This is a genomic window from Pararhodobacter zhoushanensis (assembly GCF_025949695.1).
GTDB classification, from domain to species: domain Bacteria; phylum Pseudomonadota; class Alphaproteobacteria; order Rhodobacterales; family Rhodobacteraceae; genus Pararhodobacter; species Pararhodobacter zhoushanensis_A.
The window spans coordinates 3,587,939-3,606,371 of the sequence record NZ_JAPDFL010000001.1 but is presented as its reverse complement, the minus strand read 5'-3'; the positions used below and the strand labels follow the sequence as shown (position 1 = coordinate 3,606,371).

The following is an 18,433-nucleotide window of genomic DNA, read 5'->3' as shown; positions in this document are numbered from 1 at the left end:
ATGAGCCCCAAAGACACCACCGCTGCCTTCGACGCGTCGCAGGCCGATGCCAAGCCCGAGCCGGTAACCGCCCCTGCCAAGCCTGCCCGCAAGCGCAGCCGCCGGGTGCTGATGCTGTCGGTGCCCTTGTTGCTGGCGCTGGGCGGCGGCTATGCGTGGCTGACCGGTGGGCGGTACGAGACCACCGATAACGCCTATGTCCGCCAGGCGATCCTGCCGGTCAGCGCCGATGTGTCGGGCCGCATCACCGAGGTGGTCGCGGTGGAAAACCAGCCTGTCGAGGCCGGGGATATCCTGTTTCGCATCGACGACGAACCTTACCGCATCGCGCTGGATCAGGCCGACGCGGCGCTGGCCGCCGCGCGGCTGGGGGCCGAGCAGTTGCGCTCGGCGCTGGTGACGGCGCAGGGCCGACTGGATGCGGCGCGTCAGGTTCAGGCGCTGCGCGAGCATGAATTCGAGCGTCAGACCGAGCTGGAAACGCGCGGCGTGATCTCGAACACGGCGCTCGATACCGCCTCACTGACCGTTCAATCTGCGGAAAACGATGTGACGCTGGCCGCACTGGCCGTGACGCAGGCCGCCGCCGCGCTGGGCGGCGATCCCGGGCGCGAGATTGACACCATGCCGTCGGTGCGGGCCGCCATCTCGGCCCGCGAAGCGGCCGAACGCGCGCTGGCGCATACGGTGATCCGCGCCCCGGCTTCCGGTGTGGTCAGCCAGACGGCCAGCCTGAACATCGGTCAGTACATCAGCACAGGCACAATGGTGGCCAGTCTGGTCGAGGCTGATACCTCGTGGATCGAGGCGAATTTCAAGGAAACGCAGGTCGGCGCGCTGATCCCCGGCCAGCCGGTAACGGTGACGCTGGACGCCTATTCCGGGCTGGAACTGCGCGGCACGGTGCAGAGCATCGGCGCCGCCACCGGCTCGCAATTCTCGCTGATCCCGGCGCAGAACGCGACCGGCAACTGGGTCAAGGTCGTGCAGCGGGTGCCCGTGCGCATCCGGCTGGAGAGCAGCTCTGACCGCCCGCTGCGCGGGGGCTGAGTGCCGGGGTCTCGGTCGATACCGGGGCCAGCCGCTATGACCGCCTCAACCTTGCGCATCTGCTGCCATGACCGCCGCCCTGTCGCGCCCGAACCTTGAGGTCGCGCATCGCGGCTGGCTGACGGTGGCGATCATGCTGGCGACGATCATGCAGGTGCTCGACACCACGATTGCCAATGTCGCGTTGCCGCATATGACCGCCAGCCTCGGGGCCAGTCAGGAAGAAATCACCTGGGTGCTGACCTCGTATATCGTCGCCTCGGCCATCGCCACGCCGCTGACCGGCTGGCTGGTCGACCGTCTGGGCGCGCGGCTGTTGTTCCTGATCGCCATTGCCGGGTTCACCGGCTCGTCGCTGTTGTGCGGGATCGCCACGGGGCTTGAGGAAATGGTGCTGTTCCGCGTCATGCAGGGCCTGTTCGGCGCGGTGCTCAGCCCCTTGGCGCAGAGCACGATTCTGGACATCAACCCGCGCGAGCGCATGGGTCAGGCGATGGCCGTTTACGGCGCGGGCATCATGCTGGGGCCGATTGTCGGCCCGACGCTGGGCGGCTGGCTGACCGAGGATTTCGGCTGGCGCTATGTGTTTCTGGTCAACCTGCCCATCGGCATCATGGCGCTGCTGGGCGTCGCCGCCTTCATGCCCAGAACCCCGACGCGCACCCGGCGCTTTGACTTCTTCGGCTTCGCGATGCTGGGGCTGGCAATTGGCGCGCTGCAGCTGATGCTGGACCGGGGGCAGGCTGTCGGCTGGCTCGGCTCGCCCGAGACATGGATCTATATCGGCCTGTCGATCAGTGGCTTGTGGGTGTTCATCGTCCACTGCCTGACGGCGGACGAGCCGTTCATCGATCTGCGCATGTTCGCCGACCGCAACTTTTCCATGGGGCTCTTGTTCATCTTCGTGATCGGCCTGACGCTGTTCTCGGGCCTCGCCCTGCTGCCGCCGCTGCTGCAAAATCTGCTGGGGTATCCGGTGATCACCACCGGCATCGCCATGGCCCCGCGTGGGATCGGCACCATGCTGTCGATGATCGTCGTGGGTCGCCTGATGGGCAAGGTAGACCCGCGCCTGCTGGTGACTTTCGGCATGGCGCTGACCATCGGCGCTTTCTGGATGATGACCGGCTATGACACGATGATGGATGTCTGGCCCATCGTCTGGTCGGGTGTGATGCAGGGCTTTGGGCTGGGCTTCGTGTTCGTGCCGTTCTCGACGCTGACCTTCGCCACGCTGTCGGCCAAGTATCGCAGCGACGGCACGTCGATGTTCGCGCTGGTGCGCAACGTGGGCTCGGGGTTGGGGATTTCCATCGTGACCTCGGTGCTGGCGCGGATGATCGCGACCAATCACGAGGAACTCGCGTCGCGCCTTGGTGCGGACTCGCAGGCCGTGCACCAGCTGGTGCCGGGCTTGCTGCAGGGCAATCTGACGGTGGCGGCGCAGGTGGACGGGCTGGTGACGCAACAGGCCGCGATGATCGCCTATGTCGACAATTTCCTGCTGATGCTGATCTTCACTGCCTGCGCTCTGCCGATCGTTTTCCTGCTCAGGGTGAACACCGACAAGGCCGCTGCCCCCTCTTTGCCCCCGTCCGAGCACTAAACAAGGCGTTCCGCGAGTTGACCTTCGCCGCCGCCGTGGTAGTGCAGGGGCAACAAAGGACGACGATATGAACCTGTTCAACGATATTCGCGTGCTGGTGGTCGAGTGTCTCGGCGCGATGGCCAGCGAGGGCGTTCTGCCCGCAGGATTGGAAACCGCAGCGGTGACGGTCGAACCGCCCCGCGATGCGGCGCATGGCGATATGGCGACCAATGCGGCGATGGTGCTGGCCAAGCCCTCGGGCCTGAAACCGCGCGAGATCGCTGATGCGCTGGCGAGCCGTCTGTCGGCCGATCCGCGCATCGCGGCGGTCGAGGTGGCAGGGCCGGGCTTTTTGAACCTTCGGCTGGTGCCCTCGGCCTGGCAGGCGATTGTCGGTTCAGCGCTGGGCGCGGGCACGGATTTCGGCCGCGCAACCTTGGGCAAGGGTCAGAAGGTCAACGTCGAATTCGTCAGCGCCAACCCGACCGGCCCGATGCATGTCGGCCACACGCGCGGCGCGGTGGTCGGGGATGCGCTGGCCAGCCTGCTGGATTTCGCCGGCTACGACGTGACGCGCGAATACTACATCAACGATGGCGGCGCGCAGGTCGATGTGCTGGCGCGCTCGGCCTTTGAGCGCTACCGCGAGGCAAACGGCCTTTCCCCCGAGATCGCCGAGGGGCTCTACCCCGGCGATTATCTGATCCCGGTGGGCGAAGCGCTCAAGGAACAATACGGCGACACCTTCCTGACCGCGCCCGAATCCGACTGGCTGCCGATCTTCCGCGAGTTTTCCACCCAGGCGATGATGGAAATGATCCGGGGCGATCTGGAAGCGCTGGGCGTCAAGATGGACGTCTATTCCAGCGAAAAGGCGCTTTACGGCACCGGCAAGATCGAGGCGGCCATCGACACGCTGCGCGGCATGGGCCTGATCTATGAGGGCGTGCTGGAGCCGCCGAAGGGCAAGACGCTGGATGATTGGGAGCCGCGCGAACAGACGCTGTTCAAATCCACCGCGCATGGCGATGACGTGGACCGCCCGGTCAAGAAATCCGACGGCGGCTGGACTTATTTTGCCCCTGATATCGCCTACCACTACGACAAGGTGCAGCGCGGCTTCGATCTGCTGATCGACATTCTGGGCGCGGATCATGGCGGCTATGTCAAGCGGATGAAAGCGGCGGTTTCGGCCTTGTCGGACGGGCGCGTGCCGCTGGATATCAAGCTGATCCAGCTGGTGAAGCTGTATAAAAACGGCGAGCCGTTCAAGATGTCCAAGCGGGCAGGGACGTTTGTCACCCTGCGTGATGTGGTCGACGAGGTGGGCGCCGATGTGACCCGTTTCGTCATGCTGACCCGCAAGAACGACGCGGCGCTCGATTTCGACTTTGCCAAGGTGCAGGAGCAATCGCGCGACAACCCGGTCTGGTATGTGCAATACGCTAGCGCCCGCGTCGCCTCGGTGCTGCGCAAGGCCGCTGCGGCCGGGATCGACACCTCGGACGCCGCGCTGGCGCAGGCCGATCTGGCCGCACTGGACCACCCCGCCGAGATCGCGCTGATCCGCAAGATGGCCGATTGGCCACGTCAGGTCGAAATTGCCGCCCGTGCGCATGAGCCGCACCGCGTCGCCGGATACCTCGGTGAACTGGCCGCAGACCTGCATGGCCACTGGAATAAAGGCAATGACGAGCCCGCTTTGCGCTTCGTACAGGACGATGCGGCCACAATGGCGAGCAAAATCGCTCTGGCACGCGCCGTGGGCGTTGTTATTTCTGCGGGTCTTGCTATCCTTGGCGTCACCCCTGTCGAGGAAATGCGCTGAACTACAGGCCAGCGCGCGGGCAGGGGCGTTCGTGAAAGCGGGCGTGTATTGAACGTAGGCCAAGACCGGGACCAACCCGGCGGGTTTGTGAGGCGAGCATGGCACAAGGCTATTATGAGGGGCAGTATGCCCCGCAGCCCGGACGGATTCCGTCCGGTGATCCCTACGCGGCTCAACCGGGCCGCATGGGGCGGATGGTCAATCTGGCAGGTGCAGCGCTTTCTGTGGCGCTGCTGTGCGGGGTGGGTGTGTGGTCCTACCGCCTGATGGTGCGCGATGTGACCGGGGTGCCGGTGATCCGCGCACTGGCCGGTCCCGCCCGTCAATCGCCCGAGGATCCCGGTGGCCGTCAGGCGGCCTATCAGGGGCTTGCCGTCAACACCGTCGCGGCAGAGGGTGGTGCGGCGAGCGCCGCGCAGACCATCGCGCTGGCACCGCAATCGCTGGATCTGTCGGCCGAGGATCGCTCGGCTGAGGTGATGACCGCGCGGGGCACGCCGATCAGCGCGCCGGGCGCGGTGCAGGTCGCGGCTCCGGCTCCGGCCCCGGTGGCTGCCCCCAGCGATGCGCCGGTGTCGATCACGCAGGCTGCCGCGTCGCAAACGCTGCAGATCATTCCCGCTTCGGCCCCCGGCGTGTCGCGCTCGCCCTATCCCCGGGCGCGCAATGCCACCGTCGTCGCCAGCGCCGTCTCCCGCCCTGAGGTCGCCGTGCAGGCGGTGGCGCAGGCCCCGCTCAGCGGGGGCACCGACGCGCAGGCCGAGGCCTTGCTGCAAGAGCTGGTCACCCGGCTCAGCACCAGCCCGGTGACCGAGGTCGACCCGGACACGCTGACCCCGGGCACCCGTCTGGTGCAGCTTGGCGTCTATGACGACGAGGCCGCCGCGCGCGGCGCATGGGAGGCGATCAACGAGCGCTTCCCCAGTTTCCTTGAAAGCCGGGGCCGGATCATCGAGCCTGCCACCTCGGGCGGGCGGGTGTTCTACCGGCTGCGTGCCGCCGGTTTCTCGGACGAGCCCGAAGCGCGGCGCTTCTGCACCATGCTGATGGCCGAGAGCGTCGATTGTATCCCGACGCTGATCCGCTGAGCCGCGTATGACCGGCGCCACGATCCTGGGCTGTGCCGGGCCGGTGCTGAGCACCGCCGAGGCCGCGTTTTTCCGCGATGCTGACCCGTGGGGCTTTATCCTCTTCAAGCGCAACGTCGAAAGCGCCGCGCAGCTGCGCGCGCTGACGGCGGCGCTGCGTGAGACCGTGGGCCGTGACGCGCCGGTGTTCATGGATCAGGAGGGCGGCACTGTCGCCCGCCTGCGCGCACCGCTGGCCCGCGCCTGGGATGATGCCAGCGCACAGGCGGGCGGGGCCGAGGCCGTGCGCCTGCGCCACCGGCTGATGGCGGCCGAGCTGCGCGCCTGCGGCGTTGACGGCAATTGCGCGCCGGTGATTGATGTGGCGGGGCTGCAAACGCACCCCTTCCTGCAACGCCGCATCTGGTCACCGGACCCGGCTGAGGTTGCCGTGCTGGCCCGGGCAGCGGCTGACGGGCTGCTGGCGGGCGGCGTGCTGCCGGTGATCAAGCACCTGCCGGGGCACGGCGCGGCGAATGCCGACACGCATCTGGAACTGGCGCGCTGCAAAACCCCGCTGGCCGGGCTGGAAACGCATGATTTCGTGCCCGTCCGCGCGCTGGCCGACCTGCCCTTGGGCATGACCGGCCATATGGTGATCGAGGCGCTCGATCCCGACACGCCTGCCACCCTCTCGCCCATTGTTCTGCGTTATCTGCGCGAGAGCCTGGGCTTTGACGGGTTGCTGATGACCGATGATCTGAACATGAACGCGCTGGGCGGCAGCTTGCCCGACCGCGCAGGCCGGGCGATCGCGGCGGGCTGCGATATCGTGCTGCATTGCTCGGGCGACATGGCCGAGATGCCGGGGGTCGTGGCGGCCTCGGGAACGCTGAGCGCCAAGGCCGCGATCCGGGCCGAGCGGGCGCTTGCCATGCGCCGCGAACCAGCCGCGATTGACATTGCCGCCGCCACCGCCGATTTTGAGCGCCTCAGCAACGCAAGGGCCTGATGCGCAATGAGTGACGCCGAGGCGACGCAGAGCGGTGACTCGGTTGCCGCCCGCCTCGAAGACGAGGCCTTGATCGTCGATGTCGACGGCTATGAAGGGCCGCTCGACCTGCTGTTGACCCTGTCACGCCGCCAGAAAGTCGATCTGCGCCGCATCTCGGTGCTGCAACTGGCCGAGCAATACCTGCGCTTTGTCGAGGCTGCGCGCGCGCTCAGGATCGAACTGGCCGCCGATTATCTGGTGATGGCGGCCTGGCTGGCGTTCCTGAAATCGCGTCTGCTGCTGCCGCCGGACCCGTCCGAAGAAGGCCCCAGCGCCGAAGACCTTGCCGCGCATCTGGCGTTCCAGCTGGAGCGTCTGGAAGCCATGCGCGAGGCCTCGGGGCGGCTGATGGGCCGCGACCGGCTGGGGCGCGAGTTCTTTGCGCGGGGTGATCCCGAAACCCACGCCATCGAGAAACGCACCCAGCACACGGCAACGCTGCTGGAACTGGTGCAGGCCTATGCCCGCCTGCGCACCCGCGACGAATTCCGCCCCTACGCCTTTGACCGCACCGACGTTTTCCCGCTGGAACTGGCGCTTGAACGGTTGCGTGGCATGATCGGCGAGGCGATCAACTGGTCGGATCTGGCGGGTTTCCTGCCCCCGGCTGGCGCGCTGCCGGGGCGCGGCGGCGCTCGGCGCTGGCCTCGACCTTTGCCGCGTCGCTGGAAATGGCCAAGCAGGGGCAGCTGGAAATCCAACAGGGTGAGACTTTTGCACCAATCCGGGTGCGGCTGCGCCCGCAGGGGGATCGATGACCGACGAAACCGACCTCGACGACGACGACACCCCCGGCCTGTTCCCGGTGCCGCCGATTGCCGAGCAAGAGCGCATGATCGAGGCGATCCTCTTTGCCAGCGCCGAGCCGGTGACCTCGGCCGAGTTGACGCGCCGGCTGCCCGAAGGGTCCGACGTGGGCGAGGCGCTGGTGCATCTGCGCTCGCGTTATGCCGGGCGCGGGGTGCATCTGGTGCGGGTGGGCAGCGGCTGGGCGATGCGCACGGCCCCCGATCTGGGCTGGCTCATGCGCACCGAGCAGGTCGAAACCCGCCGCCTGAGCCGCGCGGCCATCGAGACGCTGGCAATCATCGCCTATCACCAGCCGGTGACGCGGGCCGAGATCGAGGAAATCCGCGGTGTGTCGCTGTCGCGCGGCACGATTGATCAGCTGATGGAGCTGGACTGGATCCGCTTTGGCCGTCGCCGCATGACCCCGGGCCGCCCGCTGACCTTTGTGGTCACCGACGGGTTCCTCGACCACTTCGGGCTGGAAACCCCGCGCGATCTGCCGGGCGTCAAGGAACTGCGCGAGGCCGGGCTGCTGGACAGCCGTGGCATGCCGGGCCAGCAGCGCAGCGGTGATGACGAGGACGAGGAAAATCCCGGCCAGACCGAGCTGTTCGAAGATTGACGCAAGGCAGGGAAACTGCGGCCAGTCCCGGCCCCTAGGCACCTGTTTCCCAGCGGTTTTCCGCTGGGTAACGTTTCCGTGTCTCGCGTCGGTGTTCATTTCATGGAACCGATAAGCGACCTGTGCGTTTGCCCGGGGAACGCCATTTAGGAGACATTCCATGAAAGCTTTGATGATCGCCGCTGCTGTCGGCACTCTTACCCTTGGTGCCTGCACCATGAGCTCGAACGAGCGCACCGCCGTGGGTGGTCTTGCTGGCGCTGCCGGTGGTCTGCTGCTGGCTGATGCGTTCGACGCGAACCCGAACTGGACCATCGTTGCTGCTCTGGGCGGCGCTGCTGCCGGCGCTCTGGTTGCGCGTAACTCGGCCCAAGGCGATTGCGCCTATGCGGATGGCCGCGGCGGTTACTACCGCGCTGCTTGCCCGTGATCTGACAATGCGTGATCTGTCAGTCTGACTGACCGGCGCCCCTCGTCTGGTCAGAACAGGCTGAGTTGATCACCCGCGCGCGGCGGCTGGCGGAATTGTCCGCAGTCGAGGTCCTTGCTGGCCTCGGCATAGCCAAGCCGCGCGCGGGTTTTTCGTATGCGCTGCGCGAGCAGGTCGGCATAGGGACCGGCCCCCCGAAAGCGGCTGTGGAAATTGCTGTCATTATCCTGACCACCGCGCATCTCGTGCAGCAGTTTCATGACCTTGGCGGCGTGGTTTGGCCGTTTGCGTTCCAGCCAGTCCTGAAACAGCGGGCTGACCTCACGCGGCAGGCGGATCAGACCCCAGCGTGCCGTATGCGCCCCGGCCTCGCGCGCGGCAGTCAGGATTTTCTCTACCTCATGATCGGTCAGGCCCGGAATGATCGGCGCCATCATCAGCCGCACCGGAATGCCCGCCGCCCGTAGCGCCCGCATCATGCCCAGTCGCCGCGCGGGCGTGGGCGCGCGCGGCTCCATGTCGCGCGACAGACCTGCGTCCAGCGTGGTGATGCTGATACCCACCTCACACAGGTTCAGCGCCGCCATCTCGGACAGAATATCCATGTCGCGTTCGATCAGCGCACCGCGTGTGGTGATCATCACCGGGTGCCGCCACGCGTGCAGCACTTCCAGCACCGACCGGGTGATGCGGTATTGCGCCTCGATCGGTTGCCACAGGTCGGTGTTGGTGCCCATCGCCATCGGGCGCACCACATAGCCCTTCTTGCCCAGCTCACGCTCAAGCACCTTGGCAGTGGTCGGGCGCGCGATCAGCCGGGTCTCGAAATCCAGCCCCGGCGACAGGCCCAGATACCCGTGCGAGGGACGGGCGAAGCAATAGATGCAGCCATGCTCGCAGCCGCGATAGCTGTTGATCGCCCGGTCAAAGCTCAGATCCGGCGACTGATTCCACGAGATCACGCTGCGCGGTTGCTCGATGCTGACCTCGCGCCTGAGCAGGCGCTCCTCTTCGGGGATGTCCCAGCCGTCATGCTCCCAGCTGCGCGTCTGCGTGTCGAAGCGCGTGGCAGGCTGCGCTGTCGTCGCGCGGGCGGGGGCACGCAGCGTGGGGTCCGTGGGCGGCAAGGGGGAAGGGGGCGCGACATGAGTCTGATGATGAACAGATCATGAACAATTTTCAAGGGAGGCTGGATAACAAAGCCTTGCTGTCGCCTTTCAATCGGAGCATGTCGGGAATGGATCAGTGGTGGCAGGGCTTCTGCCGCATTCAGGCTTTAAGACACTCTTGCGAGGAAGCGCCCCATGGCCGATGAAGACGACATCATCCTGTCTGACCTCTCCGACGACGAACTTGTCGCGCAGATGGGCGATGACCTCTACGACGGTCTCAAGGACGAGATCGAAGAGGCCGTCAACATCCTGCTCGAGCGCAAGTGGACGCCCTACGACATCCTGACCAAATCGCTGGTCGCCGGGATGAAGATCGTCGGCGACGACTTCCGCGACGGCATCCTGTTTGTGCCCGAAGTGCTGCTGGCCGCCAACGCGATGAAGGCGGGGATGTTCATTCTCAAGCCGCTGCTGGTGGAAACCGGCGCGCCGCGTATGGGCAAGATGGTCATCGGCACGGTCAAGGGCGACATCCACGACATCGGCAAGAACCTTGTCGCGATGATGATGGAAGGCGCCGGGTTCGAGGTGGTCGATCTGGGCATCAACAACCCGGTCGAGAAATACATTGACGCCGCGCTGGCCGAAAATGCCGATATCATCGGCATGTCGGCGCTGCTGACCACGACGATGCCTTACATGAAGGTGATCATCGACACGCTCAAGGAAAAGGGCCTGCGCGAGGATTATATCATCCTGTGCGGCGGTGCGCCCCTGAACGAAGAATTCGGCCGCGCCATCGGGGCTGATGCCTATTGCCGCGATGCCGCCGTTGCGGTGGAAACCGCCAAGACGCTGGTCGCCCGCAAGCATAACCAGGGCGCTGCACGCGCCTGACACGGTTGCTCCGGCAGGAAGAAAGGCCCTCACCTTGTGGTGGGGGCCTTAGTCGTTCGTCGCCATGCGCGGGGTGTCCTAACGCGGGAAATGCTCGACATGGGTCTCGGCGCTGCGTCCAAGATACAGCACACGCCGCCCCGGGATCGAGACGATGTACCCGGCGCACCCGGCCTGCGTCGCCTGTGTGCTGAACCCGGCATAGCTGTATCCCGGCGCGTTGGTTTGTGCGGCATGGATCGCCGCCTTGAGCGCTGCGGTGTCGAAGACCTCGGCCACGGCACCGTGGCTGCCCGACATCGGCAGATCGAGCGACTGGCCGTCAGGCCGGTAGTAGGTGGTCAGGTGGCGGCGGTAATCGACGCTATAGCCCTCGAACCCGGCGGCGGTCAGCGCCCCCAGGATGGCGGGAAAATCCATCGTGCCGTCATAGGCCGCGTCAAGGCATTGCCGGGCGACACGGGCGTGGTCTGCGTCCATCGCGCAGGTCCTTTCGGTTGGGGTGGGTCGGTTCAGTCAACGGGAGTGCCGGTCAGGCCGTGCCGGACGACAAGCGCCTTGATCAGCTGGTCGAGGGCAGCTTTCTCGGGTGGGTCCAGCACGTCGAAGAACGCGGTGTCATTGGCGTCAGCGATGGCGGCAAGGCTGGGCACCAGCGCCCGTCCGGTCGCGGTCAGGTCCAGCAAATGCCCCCGCCGGTCGTCGGGGTGGTCGGCGCGGGTCAGCAGACCCTTGGCTTGCAGGCGGTCGGAAAGTTTGCTGATCGCGCCCTTGGTCAGGCTCATCCGCGCCGCAAGTTCCGAAGGGGCCATGGCAGGCGCATCATAGAGGACGCGCAGCACCGCCCATTCGGCGACCGTAACCCCCTGATCCGCAAGCCTGCGGGCAAAGCCCTGCGAAACGGCGTTCGACGCGGCGCGCATCCAGTAGCCAAGATGATCGTCGAGGGCAGAGACTGGCATGACGGTTCCTTTGTTGTTGACTAGGAAACTAGTGCCAGAAGGTTTCCTAGTCAACCACCAATCCCCAAGCCCGAAATGAAAAGGCCCCCGCCACAGGCGAGGGCCTGATGCATCGACACAGAACCGGTCAGTCGTCGCGGGCTTCGGGCACAGGCTTGCCGTTCAACGCACCCTCCGCCATGCCGGCGATGCCGCCCTCCATCGACAGGCCCAGTTCCTCACCCAGCTTGCGCAGCGCGGGCATCTGCACGGCCATGCCCATGATGGAATCCAGCGCCTGATTGACCACCGGCTTTTCGCCGCCAGCCCCTGCAAGGCCGCCGCCATTCTGGCCACCCAGACCGCCGACGTAATGGATCTTGATCGAGTCGATCTTCTCCACCGGCTTGACCATCTGCGCCATGATTTCGGGGAAGGCTTCCAGCCGCGCAAGGTCGATCTTCATCTGCACGATGGCCGGCGAAATCGCGTTGTCGGCCTCGGTGATGGCACGGCGACCCTCGGCCTCGGCCAGCATGTCCAGCTTCTTGGCCTCGGCTCGAATGGTGATCGCATCGGCATCGGCGCGCGCTTCCTCGCGCCTTGCGTCGGCACGGTCCTGTGCCGCGTCCTTTTCCGCCTGCGCCGCCACGCGGATGCGCGTCGCTTCCCGCTCGGCCTCGCGTTGCGCGTCGATCAGGGCGATCTGCTTGCTGCGCTCGGCCTCGGCGACCTGCCGGGCGGTGGTCACCGATTCCATCGCCTTGATCGCTTCCGCCCGCGCCAGATCGGCCGAGGCCCGCGCGCGGCTTTCCTCTTCCGACTTCTTGGCAACGATGATCTGGCGTTCCTGATCCGCCACTTCCAGCTCGCGCTCCGAGCTGATCTCGGCGTCGCGCAGCGTGCGCTCGCGCTCGATCTCGCGCGACCGGATCGATTCCTCACGTGCGATCCGCGCCCGCTCGCGTTCGCGGGCCGAGTTCTCGTTGTCGGTCGCCGTTTGTGCCTCTTGCAGCGCGCGCAGGGTGGCGATGCGCTGGGTCTGCTCGATGCGGGCCTGTTCCTCGTCCTGCTCGATCACCAGCTTCTGGCGCTGGGCCTCCATCGCGGCGCGGCGCACCGAAACCTCGGCGTCGGCGTCGATCTGCGCGCGTTCCTTTTTCGATGTCGCGATCACCTCGGCCAGCCGCCGCATCCCCACGGCGTTGAAGGCGTTGTTCTCATCGAGCGCCTCGAACGGCGTCTGGTCGAGTGCCGTCAGCGACACCGATTCCAGCGACAGACCGTTCTTGAGCAGATCCTCGGATACCGCGTTCTGCACTTCCTGCACAAAGATCGAGCGGTTCTCGTGCAGCTCGTCCATCGTCATCTGCGCCGCGACCGAGCGCAGGCCGTCGATCAACTTGCCCTCGATCATCTCGCGCAGCTGATCGACGTCAAAGGTGCGCTGACCCAGCGTCTGCGCGGCGCGCGCGATGCCCTCGTCGGTCGGACTGACCGAGACATAAAACTCGACCCCGACATCGACGCGCATGCGGTCCTTGGTGATCAGCGCGGCCTCGTTGTTGCGCTGCACTTCCAGCCGCAGGGTCTTCATGTTGACCGGGCTGACCTCGTGCAGCAGCGGGATGACGATGGTGCCGCCGTCCATGATGACCCGCTTTCCGCCCGCGCCGGTCTTGACCAGACTGATCTCACGCGTGGCACGGCGATAAAGGCGGCCCAGAACAAGCCCGAGCAGAACGAGAAAGGCCAGAACGGCCCCGACAATGATTAAGAGCGATGTGAACGGCATGGGAACTCCTGAAAAAAAGCGGCGTTGGAAATCACTCCACGGACAGCAGGCGATACAGCCCCAGCCGATGGTCGCGCAGCACCAGAACGGTGCTGCCCTGAACAAGGCGCGCCCCGTCTTCAAGCGGTTCGGCACGCAGGTAATGGGGGTTGCCGTGGCGGTCGATAACGCGCACTTCGGCCGGGCGGCCGCGCTCGGCGGTGCCTTGGGTGATCACGCCGCGGCGGCGGCCGAGGGTGGCTTCGGACACCGATTGCGTCTCGTCCTGCGGGATCAGCCGGGCAAAGACCCCGCCAAAGCCGCGCGCAAACGCCCAGCCGCCGAGCAATGCGGGGATCGCCGCCAGCCAGCCGGGCAGGGGGCTGCCCAGCGACGTCAAAAGGACCGATTGCAGGACAACACCGCTGACACCAAAGCCCAGCAGGGCAGAGGCCAGCCAGATCATGAAGGGGGTCTTGCCCAGACCAAGCACCGATGAGACGCCCGACACATCAGCGGGTTCGCCGTGCCCGAAGCCGTCGGGGGAAAGATCGGGCGTATCGAGATCCGGCAGGTCGACTTCGGGCGCGTCGAGCTCGGCCCCGCCCGCGAAGATCGAGCCGCCGACAAGCGAGAGGGCCAGTTCAAGCGCCAGCAATCCCACCAACAACGCCAACGCAACGCTGAACGGTGCCAGCGACCCGGACAGTAGAAACTCCAGCACAGCGAACCTCCTCCGCCGCTACATCCTTGCGTTGAAAGATAAGGGCATATTCTGCAGACACAAGAATATCCCCACGCGACTCGCCTGGTCGTGAGCATGCAGGGGGGCCTTCAGCCCCCTCGGCCCCCAAGGGGTCTCACCCCCCGAGGATATTTAACGAGCAAAGAAAGCGCCGTTAACCTTTCGTTAACCGCCATCATCTGTCCAAAAATATCCTCGGGGGTGAATTCGGCGTTAGCCGAAGAGGGGGCTGAAGGCCCCCTTGCTGAGTGTTCAGCGGTTGAAAGGGTCGGACGGATAGCCGACGCCGGTCAGACTCAACCCCTGTGGGGGTGACACCGGCCCGCAGGCAGCCCGGTCGCGGGCGGCGAGGGCGTCGGCCACGCGCTCGGGCGACCAGGCCCCTGCGCCCACCCGTTCGAGTGTGCCGACGATCGAACGGACCTGATTGTGCAGAAAGCTGCGCGCGCGCAGGTGGAAGCGGAACTCGCGGCCTGCCGGATAGTCGCAGTCTTCGATGGAGATCTCGTCGAGCGATTTCACCGGGGATTTCGCCTGACAGAGCGTCGCGCGGAAGGTGGTAAAGTCATGCGTGCCGATCAGCGCGGCAGCCCCTTGGCGCATCGCTTCAAGATCCAGCGGCTGGCGCACCTGCCAGACGCGGCCCGCGTCGATCACCACCGGCGCGCGGCGCGAGACGACGCGAAACGTGTAGCGCCGCTCGCGGGCAGAGAAGCGGGCGTGGAAGTCCTCATCCACCAGGGCGCAGGCGGTCACCGCGACCGGATGCGGCTTGAGGTGATAGTTCACCGCCTCTTGCAGCCGGTAGGGTGTCCAGGGGCGGGTCAGATCGGCATGGGCGACCTGTCCGGTCGCATGCACCCCGGTGTCCGTGCGCCCGGCGGCAGCGATGCGCGGCTCGGCGGGTTCGATCTTGCCAAGCGCTTCCTCGATGGCCTGCTGCACCGTCGGTTGGCCATCCTGCCGCTGCCAGCCATTGAACGGTGCACCAAAGTATTCGATGAGAAAGGCATAACGGGGCATCGGCGGCTCGTGGGTTGGCGGGGGAAGGGGGGCCTTGCCCCCCTCTTGGCCTGACGGCCAATTCACCCCCCAGGATATTTAAGGACAGATGATAAGCGGTCAGGCGGTTTGGGTATGGATCGCACTCAGGCCGGTTCGGTAGTCGGGGTAGCGCAGGCTTACACCCAGCTCAGGGCCAAGGCGTCTTGAGCGAAGGCGTTTGTTTTCGGCGTAAAAGCTGCGGGCCATGGGCGAGAGGTCGGCGCTCTCGAAATCGACCAGCGGCGGCGGGGTGACGCCCAGCAGCCCGGCGGCGAAGGTGGTGACATCGGCCATGGGGGCCGGTTCATTGTCGGACAGGATCAGCGGCCCGGCAAGGCAGGCCTGCGCGGCGGCGGCGGCGATGCGGCCCAGATCGGTGACGTGGATGCGGTTGAACACCTGCCCCGCTTTCACCACCCGGTGCGCGCGCCCTTGCCGCAGCGCGTCCAGCGCCGAGCGTCCCGGGCCGTAGATCCCGGCGATCCTGAGCAGCGCCAGCGGCACGCCGCGCGCGTCGGCAAAGGCTTGCCAGTCGCGCTCGGCCTGCTGGCGGGCAAAGCCGCGTTCGGTTGTCGGTTGGTCGGGGGCGCTTTCATCAATCCACGCACCGTCGGCATCGCCGTAAAGGCTGGTGGCCGAGGCATAGCCGATCCATGCCAGCCGCGGCGCGGGCAGATCGCGCAGCACCGGCAGCACCGGGTCGCTGTCGTCCGGTGATACCCATGAGATCACATGCGTCGCCTGCGCCAGCGCCTCGGCCGCCTGATCGGGCCACAGCACTGCTGCCCCCGGTTTGCGCGAGGTGCCCAGCACCCGCCAGTCCGGCCCCAGTGCGGCCTCGGTTGCGCGGCCCGAATATCCGTGCCCAATGGAAAGAAGCGTGTTCATAGCCTGCACCTAACGGTCAGTTGCGCGGCTCGGCAAGGGGGTGCCCTTCAAAACCGCCTCTGCGATGCCTATTGTGTGACCGACACAACCCCGGAGCCTGCCCTTTGATCAACGCCATCGCCGGACGGATCGCCCAATCCATCGAGACCGTGGGTGACACGGTGTCCGAGGCGTTCTTCGAGCCCGTGCTGCGGCTGGGCGTGACCGGCCTGAGCCGGGCGGGAAAGACCGTGTTCATCTCGGCGCTGGTGCATAACCTGATGGAACCGGGCCGCATGCAGCGGCTGCGCGCCGTGCAGCGCGGCTTGATCCGGGGTGCTTACCTTCAGCCGCAGCCCGACATGACCCTGCCGCGGTTCGACTATGAGGCGCATCTGGCCTCGCTCACCGGCGACAGCCCGCGCTGGCCGGATGGGACGCGGGCGGTCAGCGAACTGCGCCTGTCGTTCCGGCTGGATCGTACCGGGCTGTTGGGCGGCCTTGGCGGCCCCCGCAAGCTGCATCTGGATATCGTCGATTATCCCGGCGAATGGCTGCTCGATCTGGGTCTGATGGGCAAGAGCTATGCCGACTGGTCGGCCGAGGTGCTGGCCCGTCTGCCGCTGCGCGCTGAGGCGTCGGCGTTCCGGGCGGCGCTGGACGGCGTCGATGCACAAGCGAGGCACGATGAGAGCCAGGCGCAGGAACTGGCGCGGCTGTTCACCGGCTATCTGACCCAAGCGCGCGAGAATGGCTGGTCCGACTGCACGCCGGGCCGGTTCCTGCTGCCCGGCGATCTGGCGGGCTCGCCGGTGCTGACCTTCGCCCCGCTTCCGGGGGCCGAGGGCAAGCGCGGCAGCCTGTGGCGTGAGATGGCGCGGCGGTTCGAGGGCTACAAGACGCAGGTGATCCGCCCGTTCTTTGAGACGCATTTCGCCCGTATCGACCGGCAGGTGGTGCTGATCGACGTGCTGGAGGCGGTCCACCGCGGCCCGATGGCGCTGGAAGATCAGCGCCGCGCGATGGCCGAGGTGCTGGCGAGTTTCAGGCCGGGTGCCAATGGGTTCTTCTCATCCCTGCTCAGGGGCAAGCGCGTCGAGAAGATCCTCTTCGCCGCGACCAAGGCCGACCATCTGCACCACAGCCAGCACCCCCGCCTGACCGCGCTGGCCGAGGCGATGCTGCGCGAGGCGCGCGACCGGGCGCGGTTCTCGGGCGCGGAAACGGTGGCGATGTCCATCGCCGCCCTGCGCGCCACGGTCGAGGAAACGCGCAGCCATGGTGGGCAGGAGATCGACACCGTGCGCGGGCGGCTGATCGACGGACGGCAGGCGGCGGTCAATGCCGGGATGCTGCCCGAAGACCCAGCGCGGCTGCTGGCTCCGGCCCGCGAAGGCGCGCAGAAATGGCTGCAGGGCGATTACGGCGTGATGCATTTCGCGCCGCCGGTGCTGAGCCGGTCGCCGGGCATGGGGCTGCCGCATATCCGGCTGGATTCGGCGGCGGAATTCCTGATCGGCGACAAGCTGGTCTGAGGAGGCAGAGATGAGCGACCACCGACCGATCCTGATCGAACTCGACGCCAGCGAGCCGCCTGTCGATGTCGGCGCGGCCCCCGAGATTGACGCGCCCGACGGTCACGCCATGCAGATGGCGGTGGCTGGGATGGCGCGGGGGGTGGCTCGGGGCCGGGGCGCTGGGCGCTTTGGGCGGGGTCGGCGCTGGTCTCGCTGGTGCTGGGCGTCGCGGCCTATGATTTTGCGGCGCGGCTGGTCGAGCGGGTGCCGGTGCTGGGCTGGCTGGCTGCCGTTTTGTCGGCGGTGCTGCTGCTGGCGCTGGTCCTGTGGGCCGGGCGCGAGGCGCTGGGCTATCGGCGCGTGAAGCGACTGGACGCGCTGCGCGGCCGGGCGGAGCTGGCGCTGGGCAGCGGCGATCTGGCCGAGGCACGGGCGGTGGCGGCCTCGGTGGCGGGCCTCTACAACGCGGCAGACCCGACGCTTGAGGCGCTCGATGCCGAGGCGGTGATTGAGGGGGCCGAGGCGCATCTGCTCATCGGGCTGGATGCCCGCGCGCAGATGGAAATCCAGAGCGCGGCGCGGCAGGTGGCGATGGCGACGGCGTTGATCCCGCTGGCCTTTGCCGATGTCGCGGCGGCGCTGACCGCCAATCTGCGCATGATCCGGCGGATTGCCGAGATCTATGGCGGCAGGCCCGGTGCCTTTGGCAACTGGCGGCTGGCGCGCTCGGTCGCGGTGCATCTGATGGCGACGGGCGTGGTGGCGGTGGGCGATGACCTGATCGGCTCGGTCGCCGGGGGTGGGCTTTTGTCCAAACTCTCGCGCCGCTTTGGCGAGGGGGTGGTGAACGGCGCGCTGACGGCGCGCGTCGGGCTGGCGGCGATGGAGCTGTGCCGTCCGCTGCCGTTCCGCATGGGGCGCAAGCCCTCGGTCAGCGTGGTGACGGCGACGGCGCTCAAAGGGCTGTTTGATCGCGGATAGGCCGGGACTTGTTGCGCGTTTGCAAGGATACTGTCGCACACCGCGCCTGAGAGCCGATGCGGCGTTTGTGACGCTTTTCTTGCACCCGGGGATGGTCCTTAGTGGCCAAAATCCCTTGCGAGACAGC

17 protein-coding genes and 1 pseudogene are annotated in these 18,433 nt (G+C 66.7%); 11 read left to right on the top strand and 7 right to left on the bottom strand.

Annotation, left to right across the window (positions count from 1 at the left end; all coding sequences use genetic code 11):
* The 8 genes and pseudogenes from OKW52_RS17860 to OKW52_RS17825 all read left to right on the top strand — a co-directional run bounded on the left by OKW52_RS17860 (position 1) and on the right by OKW52_RS17825 (position 8,428).
* Complete coding sequence (locus tag OKW52_RS17860) at positions 1 to 1,050, top strand: HlyD family secretion protein (protein ID WP_264506896.1); 1,050 nt, start codon at positions 1 to 3, stop codon at positions 1,048 to 1,050.
* Positions 1,051 to 1,117: 67 nt separating this feature from the next.
* Positions 1,118 to 2,656: a DHA2 family efflux MFS transporter permease subunit gene (locus OKW52_RS17855; RefSeq protein WP_264506895.1), complete on the top strand. Its 1,539-nt coding sequence runs from the start codon at positions 1,118 to 1,120 to the stop codon at positions 2,654 to 2,656.
* Between the two features lie 67 nt (positions 2,657 to 2,723).
* Positions 2,724 to 4,466, top strand: a complete 1,743-nt coding sequence (argS, locus tag OKW52_RS17850; protein ID WP_264506894.1) for an arginine--tRNA ligase — start codon at positions 2,724 to 2,726, stop codon at positions 4,464 to 4,466.
* A 98-nt stretch (positions 4,467 to 4,564) separates the two neighbouring features.
* The gene (locus OKW52_RS17845) at positions 4,565 to 5,554 is read left to right on the top strand and encodes an SPOR domain-containing protein (protein WP_264506893.1); all 990 of its coding nucleotides are present in this window, start codon (positions 4,565 to 4,567) and stop codon (positions 5,552 to 5,554) included.
* Between the two features lie 7 nt (positions 5,555 to 5,561).
* Positions 5,562 to 6,545 carry a glycoside hydrolase family 3 N-terminal domain-containing protein gene (locus OKW52_RS17840; RefSeq protein ID WP_264506892.1) on the top strand — a complete coding sequence of 328 codons (984 nt, stop codon included), beginning with the start codon at positions 5,562 to 5,564 and terminating at the stop codon, positions 6,543 to 6,545.
* Between the two features lie 6 nt (positions 6,546 to 6,551).
* Positions 6,552 to 7,345, top strand: a pseudogene (locus tag OKW52_RS17835) (segregation and condensation protein A).
* Positions 7,342 to 7,998, top strand: a complete 657-nt coding sequence (scpB, locus tag OKW52_RS17830) for an SMC-Scp complex subunit ScpB (protein WP_264506891.1) — start codon at positions 7,342 to 7,344, stop codon at positions 7,996 to 7,998. Before OKW52_RS17835 ends, scpB begins: the two are co-directional and overlap by 4 nt.
* 160 nt (positions 7,999 to 8,158) lie before the next feature.
* Positions 8,159 to 8,428, top strand: coding sequence for a glycine zipper 2TM domain-containing protein (locus OKW52_RS17825; RefSeq protein ID WP_264506890.1), 270 nt, complete (start codon positions 8,159 to 8,161; stop codon positions 8,426 to 8,428).
* A gap of 50 nt (positions 8,429 to 8,478) precedes the next feature.
* On the opposite strand, the gene OKW52_RS17820 is transcribed toward OKW52_RS17825, so the two are convergent.
* Positions 8,479 to 9,555, bottom strand: a complete 1,077-nt coding sequence (locus OKW52_RS17820; protein WP_406622283.1) for a PA0069 family radical SAM protein — start codon at positions 9,553 to 9,555, stop codon at positions 8,479 to 8,481.
* Positions 9,556 to 9,732: 177 nt separating this feature from the next.
* Here OKW52_RS17820 and OKW52_RS17815 point away from each other — a divergent pair, with 177 nt between their 5' ends.
* The gene (locus OKW52_RS17815) at positions 9,733 to 10,437 is read left to right on the top strand and encodes a corrinoid protein (RefSeq protein WP_264506889.1); all 705 of its coding nucleotides are present in this window, start codon (positions 9,733 to 9,735) and stop codon (positions 10,435 to 10,437) included.
* Positions 10,438 to 10,515: 78 nt separating this feature from the next.
* Here the strand turns inward: OKW52_RS17815 and OKW52_RS17810 are convergent, their stop codons facing one another.
* The 6 genes from OKW52_RS17810 to OKW52_RS17785 all read right to left on the bottom strand — a co-directional run bounded on the left by OKW52_RS17810 (position 10,516) and on the right by OKW52_RS17785 (position 15,829).
* Positions 10,516 to 10,917 (bottom strand): DUF1398 family protein, encoded by a 402-nt coding sequence (locus OKW52_RS17810; RefSeq protein WP_264506888.1) that lies wholly within the window; start codon positions 10,915 to 10,917, stop codon positions 10,516 to 10,518.
* Between the two features lie 32 nt (positions 10,918 to 10,949).
* Complete coding sequence (locus tag OKW52_RS17805) at positions 10,950 to 11,399, bottom strand: MarR family winged helix-turn-helix transcriptional regulator (RefSeq protein ID WP_264506887.1); 450 nt, start codon at positions 11,397 to 11,399, stop codon at positions 10,950 to 10,952.
* 127 nt (positions 11,400 to 11,526) lie between these two features.
* Complete coding sequence (locus OKW52_RS17800) at positions 11,527 to 13,173, bottom strand: flotillin family protein (RefSeq protein WP_264506886.1); 1,647 nt, start codon at positions 13,171 to 13,173, stop codon at positions 11,527 to 11,529.
* 31 nt (positions 13,174 to 13,204) lie between these two features.
* Positions 13,205 to 13,876: a YqiJ family protein gene (locus OKW52_RS17795; RefSeq protein WP_264506885.1), complete on the bottom strand. Its 672-nt coding sequence runs from the start codon at positions 13,874 to 13,876 to the stop codon at positions 13,205 to 13,207.
* A 273-nt stretch (positions 13,877 to 14,149) separates the two neighbouring features.
* Complete coding sequence (gene truA / locus OKW52_RS17790) at positions 14,150 to 14,920, bottom strand: tRNA pseudouridine(38-40) synthase TruA (RefSeq protein WP_264506884.1); 771 nt, start codon at positions 14,918 to 14,920, stop codon at positions 14,150 to 14,152.
* 99 nt (positions 14,921 to 15,019) lie between these two features.
* Positions 15,020 to 15,829, bottom strand: coding sequence for a Rossmann-fold NAD(P)-binding domain-containing protein (locus tag OKW52_RS17785; RefSeq protein WP_264506883.1), 810 nt, complete (start codon positions 15,827 to 15,829; stop codon positions 15,020 to 15,022).
* A 104-nt stretch (positions 15,830 to 15,933) separates the two neighbouring features.
* On the opposite strand from OKW52_RS17785, the gene OKW52_RS17780 reads away from it, so the two are divergent.
* Both OKW52_RS17780 and OKW52_RS17775 read left to right on the top strand, forming a co-directional pair.
* Positions 15,934 to 17,343, top strand: a complete 1,410-nt coding sequence (locus OKW52_RS17780; protein ID WP_264506882.1) for a YcjX family GTP-binding protein — start codon at positions 15,934 to 15,936, stop codon at positions 17,341 to 17,343.
* A gap of 198 nt (positions 17,344 to 17,541) precedes the next feature.
* Entirely contained in the window at positions 17,542 to 18,306 is a 765-nt protein-coding gene (locus OKW52_RS17775; RefSeq protein WP_264506881.1) for a TIGR01620 family protein, read from the top strand.
* The last annotated feature ends 127 nt before the right edge of the window (positions 18,307 to 18,433 follow it).

What these genes read in the sequence shown, in the direction of transcription:
- scpB (WP_264506891.1), top strand. Translation starts at nt 7,342, where the DNA reads ATGACCGACGAAACCGACCTCGACGACGACGACACCCCCGGCCTGTTC.
- OKW52_RS17860 (WP_264506896.1), top strand. Translation starts at nt 1, where the DNA reads ATGAGCCCCAAAGACACCACCGCTGCCTTCGACGCGTCGCAGGCCGAT.
- OKW52_RS17840 (WP_264506892.1), top strand. Translation starts at nt 5,562, where the DNA reads ATGACCGGCGCCACGATCCTGGGCTGTGCCGGGCCGGTGCTGAGCACC.
- OKW52_RS17810 (WP_264506888.1), bottom strand. Translation starts at nt 10,917, where the DNA reads ATGGACGCAGACCACGCCCGTGTCGCCCGGCAATGCCTTGACGCGGCC.
- argS (WP_264506894.1), top strand. Translation starts at nt 2,724, where the DNA reads ATGAACCTGTTCAACGATATTCGCGTGCTGGTGGTCGAGTGTCTCGGC.
- OKW52_RS17825 (WP_264506890.1), top strand. Translation starts at nt 8,159, where the DNA reads ATGAAAGCTTTGATGATCGCCGCTGCTGTCGGCACTCTTACCCTTGGT.
- truA (WP_264506884.1), bottom strand. Translation starts at nt 14,920, where the DNA reads ATGCCCCGTTATGCCTTTCTCATCGAATACTTTGGTGCACCGTTCAAT.
- OKW52_RS17815 (WP_264506889.1), top strand. Translation starts at nt 9,733, where the DNA reads ATGGCCGATGAAGACGACATCATCCTGTCTGACCTCTCCGACGACGAA.
- OKW52_RS17800 (WP_264506886.1), bottom strand. Translation starts at nt 13,173, where the DNA reads ATGCCGTTCACATCGCTCTTAATCATTGTCGGGGCCGTTCTGGCCTTT.
- OKW52_RS17845 (WP_264506893.1), top strand. Translation starts at nt 4,565, where the DNA reads ATGGCACAAGGCTATTATGAGGGGCAGTATGCCCCGCAGCCCGGACGG.
- OKW52_RS17855 (WP_264506895.1), top strand. Translation starts at nt 1,118, where the DNA reads ATGACCGCCGCCCTGTCGCGCCCGAACCTTGAGGTCGCGCATCGCGGC.
- OKW52_RS17785 (WP_264506883.1), bottom strand. Translation starts at nt 15,829, where the DNA reads ATGAACACGCTTCTTTCCATTGGGCACGGATATTCGGGCCGCGCAACC.
- OKW52_RS17805 (WP_264506887.1), bottom strand. Translation starts at nt 11,399, where the DNA reads ATGCCAGTCTCTGCCCTCGACGATCATCTTGGCTACTGGATGCGCGCC.